We start from the raw sequence: 15,589 nt of genomic DNA, 5'->3' as shown, positions 1-15,589 counted from the left end.
CCTTGCCTAGTTTGGAGTCATCCCATTCAAGGAAAGGAACCCCCATGTCTCTTCGCTTTGTCACCCGCAATATCCACGCCTATCTGGACTACCCTGTTGCATTCGCATTGATGGGCCTGCCCTTTTTGCTTGGGCTGGGTCAATCCAACCCTCTGGCCTTGTGGCTGTCCGTGGTCACCGGGGTTGCGGCCTTTGTGGTGACCGTGCTGACGGACCACCATCTGGGGATCTGGCGGGTGCTGCCCTATAAGCTTCACCTGGCTGTTGACCTGATTGTGGGCGTTACGTTCCTGGCCGCACCCAGCCTGCTTGGGTTTTCGGGGCTGGATGCGATATACTACTGGCTGAACGGCGCGGCGGTGGTCGCCGTCATCTCGCTCAGCTCGCCGGAAGAAGGCGTGACTGCCTGAGCAAATTGCCCATAGGTGTCACAATATCATCGTGATACTTTCAAGAATCTGAGCCGCTTGTTTTACAAACAGGCGGCTCACTGCCGCTCACCGATCCCGTGGCCGCGCCCGGCCACCAGACAGGAGAGCCCGCATGACCCGAATCCTTCGCCCCAATCGCCGCGCCTTTCTGGCCGGCAGCACCGCTTTCGCCGCATCCCTGGCTATGCCTGCCCTCAGCCGTGCCGCATCGCGCCCCGTGTTCACCCATGGGGTGCAGTCGGGCGATGTGGACATGACATCCGGCATGATCTGGACCCGCACCGACCGCCCCGCGCGGGTGATGATGGAGGTTTCAACCACCGAGAGCTTTGCCGACGCCCGCCAATTGCCGGCCATGGATGCCATTCCGAACAGCGACATGGCGGTAAAGCGGCTGGTCGACGGTCTGCCCTCGGATCAGGACATCTTCTATCGCTTCGTGGCTGCCGATCTGAGCGACATTAATGCCGTATCAGAGCCTATTATTGGCCAATTCCGCACTGCTCCGTCCCAACGCCGGGATATCCGGTTCGCGTGGTCCGGGGATACCGCCGGGCAAGGCTGGGGCATCGATGATGACGGGATGCGCACCTATGCCACCATGGCGCAGCACCGTCCCGATTTCTTCATCCATTCCGGCGACACCGTCTATGCGGACGGTCCGATGCAGGATGAGGTGGAAAAAGACGGCCAGTTGATCTGGAAAAACACCACCCTGATCGACGAAAAGCGCAAGGTGGCCGAAACGCTGGACGAATTCCGCGCCCAGTGGAAATACAATATGATGGATGATCACGTGCGCGCCATGAACGCGGTCTGCCCGACCTTCTTTCAATGGGACGATCATGAGGTGGTCAACAACTGGTCCGACGCCAAGGACCTGATTTCTGACGATCGCTACACCGAGAAATCGGTGCATGCGCTGCAGGCCCGCGCCGGACGCGCCTTTCATGAGATGACGCCGCTGCGGATCACCCCCGCAGAACCCGGCCGCGTCTACCGCAAAATCTCATACGGTCCGATGCTGGACGTTTTCTTTCTGGACCTGCGCAGCTATCGCGGGCCAAACGGTGCCTCGATGGAGGATGAGATCACCGATCAGTCCCGCATTCTGGGGGCCACGCAGCTGGCCTGGCTGAAACGCGAGCTGGCCGCATCACAAGCCACGTGGAAGGTAATCGCCTCGGACATGCCCATCGGTCTGATCGTCTGGGACCGCTGGAATGATCAGATGGGGGCCGAAGCGATTGCCAATGGTGACAGTGGCCCGGCCAAAGGGCGTGAGTTGGAAATCGCTGACCTGCTGCGTTTCATCAAAACCGAAGGGATCACAAACACGGTCTGGTTCACCGCTGATGTGCACTACACCGCCGCGCATTACTATGACCCTAATACGGCTCAATTTCAGGATTTTGAGCCGTTTTGGGAGTTTGTCTCGGGCCCTCTGCATGCCGGAACCTTTGGCCCCAACGCGTTGGACGGCACCTTTGGGCCGCAGGTGAAATTCGTCAAAGCACCGACCAAAGAGCAAGGCGCAAACCTGCCCCCCAGCGCCGGTCTGCAATTCTTTGGACTGGTCGATATTGATGGGACGACCCAACAGATGACCGTGCGCCTGATGGACCGCGCCGATACCGAGCTATGGTCAGTCACACTGGACCCCCAGCCGCAAGGAATCTGACCGTCAACCACGCCGCGCCCCAAGGGAGTTTCTGGGGCGCGGTTTTCGCAGTTGCAATTACTGACTAAATTAGTCAGATATATCGCAACGCCAGATGCAAGCGCATCCAGCGCCGGATTTCGAGGCGGTTTGCGAACTTAGCGTTCTGATATGTGAGGGTTCGCCGCCGCCTCGGAAACGATCCCTTGACGCGCTTAGTAATCGACGCCGCGCTGCGCTTTGATCCCGGCCTGAAACGGGTGTTTTTCCTCGGTCATTTCAGTGACCAGATCGGCATAGTCCCGCAGCGCTTGCGGGGCATCGCGCCCGGTCAGGAACACGCTGGTCTTGTCCGCGCGTTCATTGAGGCCATCGATCACCTGTTCGACCGACAGGTATTCATAGCGCAGGGCGATGTTGATCTCGTCCAGAACCACAAGGTCGTATTCACCGCTGGCCATCAGCGCACGGGCCTTGTCAAAGGCGGCATTGGCGGCGGCGATGTCACGCTCGCGGTCTTGCGTATCCCAGGTGAACCCTTCGCCCATTGTGTGCCACGTCACCAGATCGCGTTCTTCGAAAAAGCGGCGCTCGCCGGTTTTCCATTTGCCCTTGATGAACTGCACAACGGCGACCTTTTGACCCCAGCCCAATGCCCTGATCACCACGCCAAACGCGGCCGAGGATTTGCCCTTGCCCTTGCCGGTGTTGATCAGCACCAGCCCACGGTCCGGGTCGACGGCCTCGGACACTTTTTTGCGGTGCTGGGCCTGCACCTTTTGCATCTTTTCCTTGTGATCCTGCGCGTCGCTCATCGAGGGAACCTTTCATTATGTTGCGCCCAACCTAGGCGAAGTTCAGCAAAGGTAAAGATCAGGCTTTGAGGTCCGTTGCTGACCGCGCCTTGCCCCGTTCCAATCCCAACTGACGTTCGCGCAGGATCACCATGACATTGCCCGCGATCACCAGCGCCGCACCACCCAGCATGACCGCCGTCGGCAACTCATCAAACCAGACATAGCCAATAAAGACGGCAAACAGCATGGTCGAATAGTCATACGGGGCAAGCATGGACGCCTGCCCAAACTTGTAGGAACTGGTCACGAGTATCTGCGCGATCCCGCCAATAAGCCCAACAATTATCAATATCAGAGCCTGTTCCCATGTTGGCATTGCCCAGCCCCAAAACGCGCTGAGCGCCGACATGAGGGTCGCCGTGATCGAAAAATAGAACACAACTGCGGCCGGGTGATCAACCTGAACCAATTGCCGGATATGGATCTGAACAAACCCTCGGGCGATTGTCGCGACCAGGACACAAAGCGCTCCAATCGTGGCTGCCGTATCCATGTTATTGCCCCCCAACCGGGGCCAGAGCATGATCAGAACCCCCAGCAACCCGATGGCAACAGCGCCGATGCGGATCATTCGGATGCGTTCCCCCAGCATGATCGCGGCCAGAATCAGGGTGAAAATCGGGGTGGCATAGCCGATTGCCGTCACCTCTGGCAGTGGCAGCAGGCTGAGACCTGTAAATGTCAGACCCATTGCGCTGGTGCCCAGAACGCCGCGCCAGAAATGCCCCATGGGTTTTCTGACCACCAGGCCCTGCGACAGCTCACCCCGCCAGCCAAGCCACGCGATGATGACAGGTACGGCAAAAAGCGACCGAAAGAACACAAGCTCTCCGGGCGGGAACTCATCGGACAGGGACTTTACCAGCGCCTGCATGACCGTGAACAGCAGCAACGCACTGAGTTTGAGCGCGACGGCCAGAAGAGGTCGATGCGATGTTAAGGATTTTGCCATCGGCGCCAGCCTGCGTGTTTAAGGGGGAAAGATCAACGCTCGGGCGGCTGGTTCACCCAAGTTTGAGGCAGCGGGCTGCCGATTTCATCCGCGAATTCCTCAAGAAAGCGGATCATGCGGTCTGCGCGGGCCTGTGCGATGACCCGGCCACGTTCAGTCATCATGTCCGCGGGCAAGGCAAGCAGCTTTACCTTCCAGTGGTCCAGCGAATAGGTCAGGTCGTCTAGCTGCCGGTTTGCAGCAAACGGGTCTGCCGGATCATAAAGCGCACGCCCCAGCGCGCCCGAGACCGAGAAATTCCGGGCAATGCCGATCGCGCCCAATGCATCCAGCCTGTCGGCATCGCGCAGGATGCGGGCCTCGGGCGTTTCGGGGGCGATATTGGCCGAGAAGCTATGCGCCTCGATCGCGTGCCGGATGGCCCCGATCTGGTCCGAAGAAAAGCCGAGTTTCCCCAGAATAGGCTCTGATTCCTGGGCGGACCGTCTTGATGCAAGATGGCGGTCGGGGTCGTCTTTGGACAGGTTCACCAGATCGTGCAGATAACTGGCGGCCATCAGCACCGGCATGTCTGTCTGTCCATCCGCAATGGATTGCGCATTCACCCAGACGCGGTCCAGATGGGCCAGGTCATGGGCGGGATCGGTTTCCATACGCTGCGCCACCACGGCGCGCAGACGGGTGCGCAGATCAGCCGATCCGTCCACGATTCTCTCCGATCTGACCGCGATGCAGGAGAAGGTGATCCAGAACGACACAGGCCATCATCGCCTCACCCACCGGCACGGCGCGGATGCCGACGCAGGGGTCATGGCGGCCTTTGGTGATGATCTCTGCCTCTTGACCGGACTTGGTGATCGTCTTGCGCGTGGTCAGGATCGACGAGGTCGGTTTCACCGCAAACCGCACCACGATGTCCTGCCCGGTCGAGATACCACCCAGAATGCCGCCTGCATGGTTCGAGCTGTATTGCGGTCCGTTCTGACCCATGAATATCTCGTCCGCGTTCGCCTCACCGGTCAGTTCAGCCGCGGCCATGCCCTCGCCGATCTCGACGCCCTTGACCGCGTTGATCGACATCATCGCGGCCGCCAAATCAGTGTCTAACTTGGCGTAAATCGGCGCGCCAAGCCCGGCAGGGACGCCGCGCGCCACGACCTCAACCACTGCGCCGACCGAATTGCCGGATTTGCGGAGGTCGCCCAGATAGGCGGCCCAGTCGTCAGCAGCCTGCGCATCGGGCGTCCAGAACGGGTTCTGTTCGATCTGCGACCAGTCGAAATTGGCGCGGTCAATCTTGTGGGGGCCAATCTGGGTCATATAGCCGGTGATCTGCACGTTGGGTGCGATCTGCTTGATTGCTTCACGCGCCAGCCCGCCTGCGGCCACGCGCGATGCGGTCTCACGCGCTGAACTGCGCCCGCCGCCGCGATAGTCGCGGATGCCGTATTTCTGCCAATAGGTAATGTCAGCATGGCCCGGACGGAACTTGTCCATGATGTCGCCATAGTCTTTCGAACGCTGGTCGGTGTTTTCGATCATCAGCTGGACGGGGGTGCCGGTGGTCTGACCTTCGAACACGCCAGAGAGGATTTTCACCTGATCCGGTTCGCGCCTTTGGGTGGTGAACTTGTTCTGGCCCGGTTTGCGTTTATCCAGCCAGTGCTGAATCATCCCTGCGTCGATGGTCACGCCCGGCGGGCAGCCGTCAACGGTGGCGCCCAAAGCGGGGCCGTGGCTTTCGCCCCAGGTGGTGACGCGGAAGAGGTGTCCAAAGCTGTTCATCGACATGGGGCGTGCTCCTTTGCGCGTTGTGATTAGCGGGGAGAGCCTTTGGCCTCAAGCGGATTTCGGTAAAGCAAGGGAGGGGGCCAGCCCCCTCTTGAGCCTTTGGCTCAATTCACCCCCGCCGTATTTGCGACAAGAAGAAGTATCTAGGACGCGCTTTTGAGTTTCTGGCGTGTTTCCGTGATCATCAGTGCGGCCTGCGCAGCCTCGCGCCCTTTTTGGACGAAGTGGTCGCGGTAGATGGCGTTGTGGTGGTCGGTTTCCTGATATTGGTGCGGGGTCAGCGAGACGGACAGGACCGGTATCCCAGTGTCCATTCCGGCGCGCATCAGGCCATCGACCACGGCCTGTGCCACGAAATCATGCCGGTAGATGCCGCCATCCACGACAAAAGCGGCGCAGGCGATGGCCGCGTAGCGTCCGGTTTGGGCCAGATCGCGGGCCAGCAGGGGCATTTCGAACGCGCCGGGCACGTCGAAGACGTCGATCTGGTCGGCCGGGATAAGCTGTTGGAAGCCCTCAAGCGCGCGGTCAACGATATCGGAATGCCAGTTGGCTTTGACGAAAGCATAGCGGGTGTGTGTCATCATGATCTCCTACGTAAACAGACACGTCACCCAAGGCGATCACGAGCAGCCGTGCCGGGTGGCGCGCTGCACGTTCTCTTTCATCCGGACTTTAACCGTCGGCTCTGGTCTCTCACCAGATCTGCTTGTCATCCCGAATGATACGAGACCGCTCGCGGGCTTACGGGTCGCAGCCCGCATACCGCCGGTGGGGAATTTCGCCCCGCCCTGAGAACGCGGCGACAGTGCCAAGATGTGGGCGCGACTGCAAGAGATCCCGAGCACGGGAATTTGCGGTTTTGTTTTGCGGGTCGTGTTGTAAGGTCGGCCCAAACAAGGAGCCTGCGAATGAAACTCTATCACAGTCCGACGTCACCCTATGTGCGCAAAGTCATGGTTTTGCTGCATGAAACCGACCAGTTACAGGATATCGAATTGGAAACCGTTGCCAGCACACCGGTTTCCCCGGCAGCCCCGCTGTTGGGCAAGGCCCCGCTGACCAAGGTGCCTGCGCTGGAGCGCCCGGATGGCCCAACTCTGTTCGACAGCCGTGTGATCTGCGCTTTTCTGGATGCGCGGGCCGGGGCGGGTTTGTATCCCGACGGCGCAGCGCGTTGGGATGTGCTGACGCTTGAGGCGCTGGCGGATGGTATTCTGGATGCGGCCTTGCTGATGACCTATGAGGTCCGGCTGCGTCCCGAGGACAAACAATGGGAGGATTGGGTCGATGCGCAATGGGTCAAGATCGAACGGGCCTGCGCCGCATTGAACCAGCGCTGGATGGCGCATCTGTCAGGGCCGCTGGATATGGGACAGGTGGCTGTGGGCTGTGCGCTGGGCTATCTGGATTTGCGCCACGATGCACGGGGTTGGCGCAAGGGAAATGATGCCCTTGCCACCTGGTTTGCCACGTTTGGCGAACGGCCCAGCATGGTGGCCACCCGTCCAGAGGGTTGAGGGTTTGGGCGCTGGCCGTGACCCGCAGGGCCAGCGCGTTTTCCGGTCTTAGTCTGCGCTGAACGTGGCCAGGTAGGCTGCGATGTCATCCGCGCCTTTTTTCAGCTTTACGCTCATGTTCGGGCGCGCGGTTTCGTCATCCAGATACTCCTGAATGAAACCGATCGGGTTTTTCGAATAGGCGGCGATGTTTTCCTGTGTCCAGACCAGCCCTTCGTCACCTGCGCGGATCATGTCGTCGGTGAACATTCCGATGGGCAAGCGCTCGCTCCCATAGCGGTAATCGTTCTCGGATCCTGCGACGCGGCCGACCACACCGTATAGATTCGGCCCGGTGATGCCACCTTTGACCAAAACCTCGCCATCTTTGATGATCGCGTGACAGGCCGAACAGCGATTGTAAAGCTTTTCACCCTTAACAGGATCGCCAATGGCCAAAGCCTGCGATGTGAAAGCAATCGTGACTGTCAGAACGGTTGGAATGATCTTGAGCATGAAAAACGTCCTACTGAGGTTGGGAGTCGTTCGGCCATTCGTCGATTTCAGCCCCAAGTTCAATCGGAATTTTCTGCGCCTAAGCCTTTATGAAATATGTATTTTCGGCGCAGTTTTTTTACGGTCACGGTTCTGTTGGAATTGGGAAATTGCGTGGCGAATTCTGGTCAAAACTATGCGCTTTGCTCAGGGTTTACGCGCCCGGGGCGCAAGATCGACCCGGACTGCAGTTGCCCAAGGGGCGCGCACCGAATCACATATTGCCGACGGGGCGGGATTCGTGCGGTTTTCTTGTTTCCACGCAGCCACACCTTGAAAATTATCGGTTTCGTTGTGAATTGAATGGCTACATGCGGCGTAATGCGCGCCTATGACCGCTGGACGAACCGATTTCCCCCCGATAGATACCTCATTTAAGACGCCGCATTCGTGCGGTGCGCGAGCTATATGCCCGTTCGCGGGCGCCAGAAAATCGGAGATAACCTCGTGTCCCACGCTGAAGACCACGAAGGCACCCGCAGAGATTTCCTCTACTACGTCGCTGGCGGCGCAGGTGTCGTTGCGACAGGTGCAGCCGTATGGCCCCTCGTCAACCAAATGAACCCATCAGCCGATGTTCAGGCGCTGTCCTCGATCCGTGTGGACGTGAGCGGCGTTGAGCCGGGTACGCAGCTGACTGTCAAGTGGCTGGGTAAACCCGTGTTTATCCGTCACCGCACCGGCGCCGAGATCGCCGAAGCGCAGCAGCAGGACGCCGAAGGCGTTGACGCGCTGCCCGATCCGCTGGCGCGCAACTTTAACCAGCCCGCTGATGCGCCTGCGACAGACGCGAACCGCGTGATGCCCTCGCCCGAAGGTGAGGCACCCGGCGCCTGGCTGGTACAGATGGGCGTGTGCACGCATCTGGGCTGTGTGCCTCTGGGCGATGCCGGCGATTTTGGCGGCTGGTTCTGCCCCTGCCACGGATCGCACTATGATCTGGCCGGCCGTATCCGCAAAGGCCCCGCACCTGAAAACCTGCCTGTTCCCCCGGCGGAATGGGTCGACAACAGCACCATCAGACTCGGCTAAGGGAGACCCAACTTATGTCCGGAATTCCCCACGATCACTACGAGCCGAAGACAAATGGCGAAAAGTGGCTGAACAGCCGCCTGCCCATCGTCGGCTTGCTGTACGACACGCTCATGATCCCCACCCCCAAGAACCTGAACTGGATGTGGATCTGGGGCATCGTCCTGACTTTCTGTCTGGCGTTGCAAATCGTCACCGGCATCGTTCTGGTGATGCACTATACCCCGCATGTTGATCTGGCCTTTGCCAGCATCGAACACATCATGCGCAACGTGAACGGCGGCTATATGCTGCGCTACCTGCACATGAACGGCGCGTCGCTGTTCTTTGTTGCGGTTTATATCCACATCTTCCGTGGCCTGTTCTACGGCTCTTACAAATCGCCGCGTGAAATCACGTGGATCATCGGGATGCTGATCTACCTGATGATGATGGGCACTGCCTTTATGGGCTATGTTCTGCCCTGGGGTCAGATGTCCTTCTGGGGTGCGACCGTGATCACCGGCCTGTTTGGCGCGATCCCGTTTGTGGGTGAGGCGATCCAGACCTGGCTGCTGGGCGGACCGGCGGTGGACAACGCCACGCTGAACCGCTTCTTCTCGCTGCACTATCTGCTGCCGTTCGTGATTGCGGCGCTGGTGATCGTGCATATCTGGGCCTTCCACACCACTGGCAACAACAACCCGACAGGTGTTGAAGTGCGCCGTGGCTCGAAAGCCGAGGCCGAGAAAGACACCCTGCCGTTCTGGCCCTATTTCGTGATCAAGGACCTGTTCGCGCTGGCCGTCATTCTGGTCGTGTTCTGGGCGGTTGTCGGCTTTATGCCCAACTATCTGGGCCACCCGGACAACTATATCGAGGCGAACCCGCTGGTCACACCGGCACACATCGTGCCTGAATGGTACTTCCTGCCGTTCTACGCGATCCTACGCGCCTTCACCGGTGAGGTCTGGGTTGTGCAATTCGCCAGCTTCATCACCGGCGGCATCATCGACGCCAAGTTCTTTGGTGTTCTGGCGATGTTCGGCGCAATTCTGGCGATGGCGCTGGCGCCGTGGCTGGACACTTCGACCGTGCGTTCCGGCAAGTACCGTCCGATGTTCAAATGGTGGTTCTACCTGCTGGTCATCGACTTCTTTGCCCTGATGTGGCTGGGTGCGATGCCCGCCGAGGAGCCCTATGCGACCTTCTCGCTGATCGCGTCCGCCTACTGGTTCGCTTATTTCTTCGTGATCCTGCCGATCCTGGGTGTGATCGAGAAACCTCTGACCCCGCCTGAGACCATCGAAGAAGACTTCAACGCGCATTATGGCAAGGCTGACGCCGATGCCACGCCGGCCGAGTAAGAAGAGGGACCGGAAACATGTTCAAGAAACTTGCAATCGGTGCCGCGTTTGCCCTGGCCCTTGCGCCCGCCTCGACCTTTGCGGCAGGTGGCGGTGAGCAACACATCGAAGACTTCGACTTTTCGTTCGAAGGGCCGTTTGGCACCTGGGACAAGAACCAGCTGCAGCGCGGCCTGCAGATCTATACCGAGGTCTGCGCGGCCTGCCATGGCCTTCAATATGTGCCCCTGCGCACGCTGGAAGACCTGGGCTATTCCGAAGAAGAAGTCATTGCCTATTCGGCAGAAAACTTCGAAGTTTTCGACCCCGAGCAGGACGATTTCCGCCCGGCGATCCCGACCGACCATTTCCCCGCAAATAACGGGGTTGGCGCACCGGACCTGAGCCTGATGGCCAAGGCCCGCGCGGGTTTCCACGGGCCCTATGGTCTGGGGATCAACCAGTTCTTCAAAGGCATGGGCGGTGCGGAATACATCGCCTCGTTGCTGGATGGTTATACCGGTGAGGAAAAGGAAGAGGCAGGCACCATCCTATATGAGAACAAAGCCTTCCCCGGAGGCTGGATTTCGATGGCGCCGCCGATGTCCGATGATCAGGTCGAATTCGCCGATGGCCACCCGGCCACGGTTGAGGCCATGTCCGAAGATATCGCCGCTTTCCTGATGTGGACGGCTGAGCCGAAGATGATGGAACGTAAGTATTCCGGCTTTGTCGGCGTCATCTTCCTGTCGGTTCTGTCGGTGCTGCTGTACCTGGTCAACAAGCGGTTGTGGGCTGGTGTGAAAGGCAAGCGCAAAGACTAAGGTCTTTCGCCGTCTGAATTGAAAACCCCCGCGCCATATGGCTGCGGGGTTTTTTTGTTGCTTGGGGGGAAGGGGCCAGCCCCTTCTTGGCCTGCGGCCAATTCATCCCCGGGATATTTTTGGCCAGATGAAGGGCGGATCAGGCTTTGAGTTGGCTATCGGTGTGATCCGTGATCGTGGCGGTGACGATCTGCCCTTCAGGGTGTGAGGTATCGAAGGTGACTTCGGTGAACTGTTCGGTGCGGCCCATATGCGGGTTTTCCATCAGGATGTGATGGGTTTTGCCTAGTTGCGCGTTCAGGTGTTTTGCAACCTGCGCCTCGCCAGCGGTGCGCAGGCGGGCGGCGCGGGCTTTGATGATATTGCCGTTGACCTGTTGCGGTATGCGGGCCGCCGGGGTGCCTTCGCGTTTGGAATAGGGAAAGACGTGCAGCCAGGTCAGGTTGCACTCGGCCACCAGTTTGAGCGAGTTTTCGAAATGGGCGTCGGATTCGGTGGGGAAACCCGCGATGATGTCGGCACCAAAGGTCATGTCGGGACGCAGCTTGCGCGCCTCTTCGGTGAAACGGATCGCGTCATCGCGCAGGTGGCGGCGTTTCATCCGTTTCAGGATCAGATCATCGCCATGCTGCAGCGAGAGGTGCAGGTGCGGCATCAGGCGCGGCTCGGTCGCGATGGCCTGCATCAGGTTTTCATCCACTTCGATCGAGTCGATCGAGCTGATCCGCAAGCGCGGCAGGTCCGGCACCAATTTCAGGATGCGCATCACCAGATCGCCCAGCTTGGGCTGTGCGGGCAGGTCGGCGCCCCATGAGGTCAGGTCAACGCCGGTCAGAACCACCTCATTATAGCCCCGATCCACCAGCCGTTTGATCTGATCCACCACCACGCCCGCGGGGACGCTTCGGGAATTTCCCCGGCCATAGGGAATGATGCAGAAGGTGCAGCGGTGATCACAGCCGTTCTGGACCTGCACATAGGCACGCGACCGGGTGCCGAACCCATCGATCAGGTGGCCTGCGGTTTCGGTCACGGACATGATGTCATCGACCTGCACAGCCTCGGTCTCGCCAATGAAATCGGCGGCCATGCCCTTCCAGGTGTCGGGCTGCATCTTTTCCGTGTTGCCGATAACCGCGTCGACCTCATCCATTTGGGCAAAGGTTTCAGGCTCAGTCTGGGCGGCGCAGCCGGTCACGATCAGGCGCGCATCAGGGTTTTCGCGGCGCAACTTGCGGATTTCTTGCCGGGCCTTACGAACGGCCTCGGCGGTCACGGCGCAGGTATTCACCACCACGGCGTTGGACAGACCCGCCTGCTGCGACAGCTCTTTCATCGCCTCGGTCTCATAGGCGTTCAGGCGGCAGCCCAGCGTGGTGAATTTGGGGGCGCTCATCCCAGAGTTTCCAGGAATTCGTGCGTTAGAGTGCCCGAGAACACGTGACAGGTGGGTCCGGTCATCCAGACGCCATCCTCGCGCCAGTCGATCCAGATGGTGCCGCCATCCAGTTCGATCTGCACCGTGCGCCCGGTCAGGCCGCGCCGCGCGGCGGCGACGGCGGTGGCACAGGACGAAGACCCTGAGGCCAGAGTGATACCCACACCGCGCTCCCAGACGCGCATGCGGATGTGATCCGGGCCGATGACCTGCGCCACCTGCACATTGGTGCGTTCCGGATAGAGCGGGTGGTATTCATAGCGCGCGCCGAACTCAGCCAGAGGGATCGCTTCGGCATCCTCGACAAAAAATGTGCAGTGCGGATTGCCCATACCGGTGGCGCTTGGCCCGCCCTCGATTGGTAGCTCCAGCGTATCCACCTCTTCGGCCAGCGGGATGTCCTGCCACTCCAGTTGTGGCTGACCCATATTGACCGAGGTCAGGCCACCGCTGGCATCGCGCGCAAACAGCGTGCCGCGTTCGGTGGTCAGGGTCAGCTCGGACTTGCCGGTTTCTTCCATCAGAAATCTGGCAATACAGCGTGTGGCATTTCCGCAGGCGGCCGAGGTCGACCCGTCCGCATTGAAGAACACCAGATGCGCGTCCGAATCGCCGTTTTCGATCACCGCCAGCTGATCGAAACCCACACCGAATTGTCGGTGGCCGATTCCCTTGGCCAACGCAGGCGTAATCTGCACGCCATGCGCGCGCGCATCGACAATGACAAAGTCATTGCCCAGCCCGTGCATCTTCATGAAGGGCAAACCGGAGGTCAGTATTCGTTGCATGGCGCGCATATAACCCCGTGTTGGAAAGGAATCCACCCTGCGGCGCAGATTCCTGAAAAAAGGGGTTGACCCCCCCGCGCCACCTGCCTAATTAGGCCGCCTATCGGGACGCCGGACACGAGTTAAGTGAAGGCGAAGCGAGGCGCGAAATAAGGGCTTGAACCCGGCCGGGGAATTGGCTTAGAGAGCGCCACGGATCGACAAGATCCAGACAAAAGAGTGGGCCGTTAGCTCAGTTGGTAGAGCAACTGACTTTTAATCAGTGGGTCGCAGGTTCGAATCCTGCACGGCTCACCACTTTTTTCAAAGGGTTAGCAAGAATAGGCGAGAATTTCTCACGCCTACAGCAACCACCTAGCAACCACGCGGCATAGATTGACGTAGAAACGTGTAGAAAACCGTTTCTTTGAAGGCATGAATTTCCTTTTTTGGCGACCTCTTAAGGCATTGTTATTTTGATGCTTTTTGACATTTGAAAGAGTTTTTGGTACACTGACAATGTGCAGAACGGCAATTGACTGTCGCGTGCAACTTCCAAAAGAGCACAGATAATTTGAATGGCTACGCTGAAAAAAGCGAAGCTGTGCCCGCCTGTACGTCCTCACAACAATCAAAAATCTCAAAAGCACAGGAGCTTTCCATGACGGACAGCAAAATCTCTTCGCATGTCAAACTGACAGCGGACATGTCCCCCACTCAGAAGAACCAAGTTTTGAACGATCATTTCCGGAAAACCGGGGAAGGCGGCATTGTCATGATCTCTATGGGAATACATCTTCTTGGGAGAGCTACCGTTGACGCGATCATGAAACAGCTTGCCGGGGATGCGGGCGACAAAAGTGTAGAAGCTGGCGGTGAACATGATGTGGGTTCAATCAAGGTCAACAATCGAACCATTGAATGGGAAATCAACTATTACAACAAAGACCTTGATGACGAGTCACCTGACCCCACTGACCCACAACTGACGACAAGGTACATGGCGGTATTGCTGTCTACTGAGTATTGATCCATATGCCGGTTCTCACTAGTGAGAACCGGCAAAAACTCTTAACCCCATTCATCCTTATTTGCTTCTCTAATTTTCGCCTTCTCCGCCTTTGCCTTTCTCTTCGCTTCCTTTCTCTTTCGTTTTTTTCTTTCAGCGCTCCTCCTTTCGTCTTCTTCTTTAACTCTTTCTAAGCTCACTACTTGCCCACCAGTTTGGTAAGTGAAGCCAACTAAGAACTTAGATGGAACACCTTGTGTTTGCGCGTAGTGCAATTGGCGCGCTAGTCGGGAAACCTCCCCTGAACCTGTCCATGATCCATTAGGGTCCAGCCCAAGCAAGCACAGGTAATGAAGTCTAGATGCACCTTTTTGCTTCGGATTCCTTTGAACGTGTTTTCCCAAGGATCGCAGATAGTCGTCCCAAAACTCTCTTAGCTCACTTTCTAAAGCCTTTTCCTGGCACCCAACCGCTAGTTGATAAGAAAATTGCTTCAGTACGTTCTTGGGTTGATACATGTAGCATTGGCCGATTGCGTTTCCTTCAGCGTGAAAATGTTCAACGACCCCCACAATCTCGCGACGAATTTCGTTAAGTGCACTTCGGATGTGGCGTTTGCGCTTAGGCAGCTTGAGTTTAATTTTTGCTGGTTCGACGAATTTCCACTCTTTCAGAGAGAAAACGTCCTTCATATGGGTCTCAAACAAATAGAGTTCTTCGCTGGTAGCTCGCTCTGGACGTTTTTGGGATGCAGCCATCTGAATCACTCCACTCGAAACAAGTTGTTTCGGAAAACTTTAGACGCAATAACATCGTAAAATGGAAAAATATTTTTTACAACGTTGCAACTTGTTAATTTCTTCGTCTTAACGTCGCAAGATAACACCGAAAAATTCATAAAAATCACCATAACCATTTGAAATTATATGCATATTTTTTGTTCCCGTTTTTGTTTACATATCGGTACGTTGTGGCACCATTGATGTACGGGCTGGTTGTCGCCTCTTTCCTCGACTTCATCATTGCTGGTTCCGCACAAGGTCTCATATTTGGTGAAGCCGATGAGCCTGAGGAGAGTGTTGGCTTGCCAAGTTGGCTGTCAAACTACCTATCGTTTGACGCACAGATCGCCGATTGGAGACAAGCGACCCGCCAGATCAAAGTTGCTTCTGCAGCAAACTATTTCACAGCCTTGATTCCTTCCGACGCTCAAGTACAGCACCTGATCCAATCCGGACAGTTGCAGATGATCGCGGAACGCATCGCTCCATGCATGGATAAGATGATCGAATTCGGTGTGCAGACCGGGCAAAAACGCGGGTCCGATCCTATCTATCCTGATTTTTCGCAGGTTTGCGCAGCGATGGTCCTTCAATAGACCTCCAAACTTGCCGGTCTTTATCTGGCCCGAACCTTCTAAAAACTCCCTATTAAAACAGGATACGAAAT

17 protein-coding genes, 1 tRNA gene and 1 riboswitch are annotated in these 15,589 nt (G+C 57.7%); of the genes, 9 read left to right on the top strand and 9 right to left on the bottom strand.

Going from position 1 to position 15,589, the window contains the following annotated elements:
- The first annotated feature begins 44 nt into the window (after positions 1-44).
- Positions 45-410 (top strand): hypothetical protein, encoded by a 366-nt coding sequence (locus ACRZ94_RS10875; RefSeq protein ID WP_480797327.1) that lies wholly within the window; start codon positions 45-47, stop codon positions 408-410.
- A gap of 133 nt (positions 411-543) precedes the next feature.
- Entirely contained in the window at positions 544-2,112 is a 1,569-nt protein-coding gene (locus ACRZ94_RS10870; protein WP_480653168.1) for an alkaline phosphatase D family protein, read from the top strand.
- 194 nt (positions 2,113-2,306) lie between these two features.
- Here ACRZ94_RS10870 and cobO read toward each other — a convergent pair whose 3' ends face one another.
- The 5 genes from cobO to ACRZ94_RS10845 form a co-directional block, all read right to left on the bottom strand.
- Complete coding sequence (gene cobO, locus ACRZ94_RS10865) at positions 2,307-2,906, bottom strand: cob(I)yrinic acid a,c-diamide adenosyltransferase (protein ID WP_480653166.1); 600 nt, start codon at positions 2,904-2,906, stop codon at positions 2,307-2,309.
- A 58-nt stretch (positions 2,907-2,964) separates the two neighbouring features.
- The gene (locus ACRZ94_RS10860) at positions 2,965-3,900 is read right to left on the bottom strand and encodes a DMT family transporter (protein ID WP_480797326.1); all 936 of its coding nucleotides are present in this window, start codon (positions 3,898-3,900) and stop codon (positions 2,965-2,967) included.
- 32 nt (positions 3,901-3,932) lie between these two features.
- Positions 3,933-4,607 carry an HD domain-containing protein gene (locus ACRZ94_RS10855; protein ID WP_480653163.1) on the bottom strand — a complete coding sequence of 225 codons (675 nt, stop codon included), beginning with the start codon at positions 4,605-4,607 and terminating at the stop codon, positions 3,933-3,935.
- Positions 4,591-5,691: a chorismate synthase gene (gene aroC / locus ACRZ94_RS10850; protein ID WP_480653161.1), complete on the bottom strand. Its 1,101-nt coding sequence runs from the start codon at positions 5,689-5,691 to the stop codon at positions 4,591-4,593. The genes ACRZ94_RS10855 and aroC overlap by 17 nt, the downstream gene beginning before the upstream one ends.
- A gap of 143 nt (positions 5,692-5,834) precedes the next feature.
- Complete coding sequence (locus ACRZ94_RS10845; protein WP_480653160.1) at positions 5,835-6,275, bottom strand: 6,7-dimethyl-8-ribityllumazine synthase; 441 nt, start codon at positions 6,273-6,275, stop codon at positions 5,835-5,837.
- Between the two features lie 68 nt (positions 6,276-6,343).
- Positions 6,344-6,494, bottom strand: a riboswitch (FMN riboswitch).
- A gap of 108 nt (positions 6,495-6,602) precedes the next feature.
- On the opposite strand from ACRZ94_RS10845, the gene ACRZ94_RS10840 reads away from it, so the two are divergent.
- Positions 6,603-7,211: a glutathione S-transferase gene (locus ACRZ94_RS10840; protein ID WP_480797325.1), complete on the top strand. Its 609-nt coding sequence runs from the start codon at positions 6,603-6,605 to the stop codon at positions 7,209-7,211.
- Positions 7,212-7,259: 48 nt separating this feature from the next.
- Here ACRZ94_RS10840 and ACRZ94_RS10835 read toward each other — a convergent pair whose 3' ends face one another.
- Complete coding sequence (locus ACRZ94_RS10835) at positions 7,260-7,706, bottom strand: c-type cytochrome (protein ID WP_480797324.1); 447 nt, start codon at positions 7,704-7,706, stop codon at positions 7,260-7,262.
- A 486-nt stretch (positions 7,707-8,192) separates the two neighbouring features.
- Here ACRZ94_RS10835 and petA point away from each other — a divergent pair, with 486 nt between their 5' ends.
- From petA to ACRZ94_RS10820, 3 genes are read left to right on the top strand one after another with little or no spacing between them, the layout of a single operon-like run.
- Positions 8,193-8,777: a ubiquinol-cytochrome c reductase iron-sulfur subunit gene (petA, locus tag ACRZ94_RS10830; protein ID WP_480653152.1), complete on the top strand. Its 585-nt coding sequence runs from the start codon at positions 8,193-8,195 to the stop codon at positions 8,775-8,777.
- 14 nt (positions 8,778-8,791) lie between these two features.
- A complete protein-coding gene (gene petB, locus ACRZ94_RS10825; RefSeq protein ID WP_480653150.1) occupies positions 8,792-10,123 on the top strand; it encodes a cytochrome b in 1,332 nt (443 codons plus the stop codon).
- 17 nt (positions 10,124-10,140) lie between these two features.
- The gene (locus tag ACRZ94_RS10820) at positions 10,141-10,926 is read left to right on the top strand and encodes a cytochrome c1 (protein WP_480653148.1); all 786 of its coding nucleotides are present in this window, start codon (positions 10,141-10,143) and stop codon (positions 10,924-10,926) included.
- A gap of 139 nt (positions 10,927-11,065) precedes the next feature.
- Here ACRZ94_RS10820 and mtaB read toward each other — a convergent pair whose 3' ends face one another.
- Positions 11,066-12,322 (bottom strand): tRNA (N(6)-L-threonylcarbamoyladenosine(37)-C(2))-methylthiotransferase MtaB, encoded by a 1,257-nt coding sequence (mtaB, locus tag ACRZ94_RS10815; RefSeq protein ID WP_480653146.1) that lies wholly within the window; start codon positions 12,320-12,322, stop codon positions 11,066-11,068.
- Positions 12,319-13,161: a diaminopimelate epimerase gene (gene dapF / locus ACRZ94_RS10810; RefSeq protein ID WP_480653144.1), complete on the bottom strand. Its 843-nt coding sequence runs from the start codon at positions 13,159-13,161 to the stop codon at positions 12,319-12,321. The genes mtaB and dapF overlap by 4 nt, the downstream gene beginning before the upstream one ends.
- Positions 13,162-13,373: 212 nt before the next feature.
- Here dapF and ACRZ94_RS10805 point away from each other — a divergent pair.
- Positions 13,374-13,449, top strand: a tRNA-Lys gene (locus tag ACRZ94_RS10805).
- A 343-nt stretch (positions 13,450-13,792) separates the two neighbouring features.
- Positions 13,793-14,161 carry a DUF3768 domain-containing protein gene (locus ACRZ94_RS10800; RefSeq protein ID WP_480653142.1) on the top strand — a complete coding sequence of 123 codons (369 nt, stop codon included), beginning with the start codon at positions 13,793-13,795 and terminating at the stop codon, positions 14,159-14,161.
- Between the two features lie 41 nt (positions 14,162-14,202).
- On the opposite strand, the gene ACRZ94_RS10795 is transcribed toward ACRZ94_RS10800, so the two are convergent.
- Positions 14,203-14,898: a hypothetical protein gene (locus ACRZ94_RS10795; RefSeq protein WP_480653140.1), complete on the bottom strand. Its 696-nt coding sequence runs from the start codon at positions 14,896-14,898 to the stop codon at positions 14,203-14,205.
- A gap of 224 nt (positions 14,899-15,122) precedes the next feature.
- Between ACRZ94_RS10795 and ACRZ94_RS10790 the strand changes: the two genes are divergently transcribed.
- Positions 15,123-15,518 carry a hypothetical protein gene (locus ACRZ94_RS10790; RefSeq protein WP_480653138.1) on the top strand — a complete coding sequence of 132 codons (396 nt, stop codon included), beginning with the start codon at positions 15,123-15,125 and terminating at the stop codon, positions 15,516-15,518.
- The last annotated feature ends 71 nt before the right edge of the window (positions 15,519-15,589 follow it).

The sequence above is a fragment of the Ruegeria sp. CH10 genome, assembly GCF_056537125.1.
The sequence above is the reverse complement of the archived record's forward strand: the minus strand, read 5'-3'. Positions and strand labels throughout refer to the sequence as shown.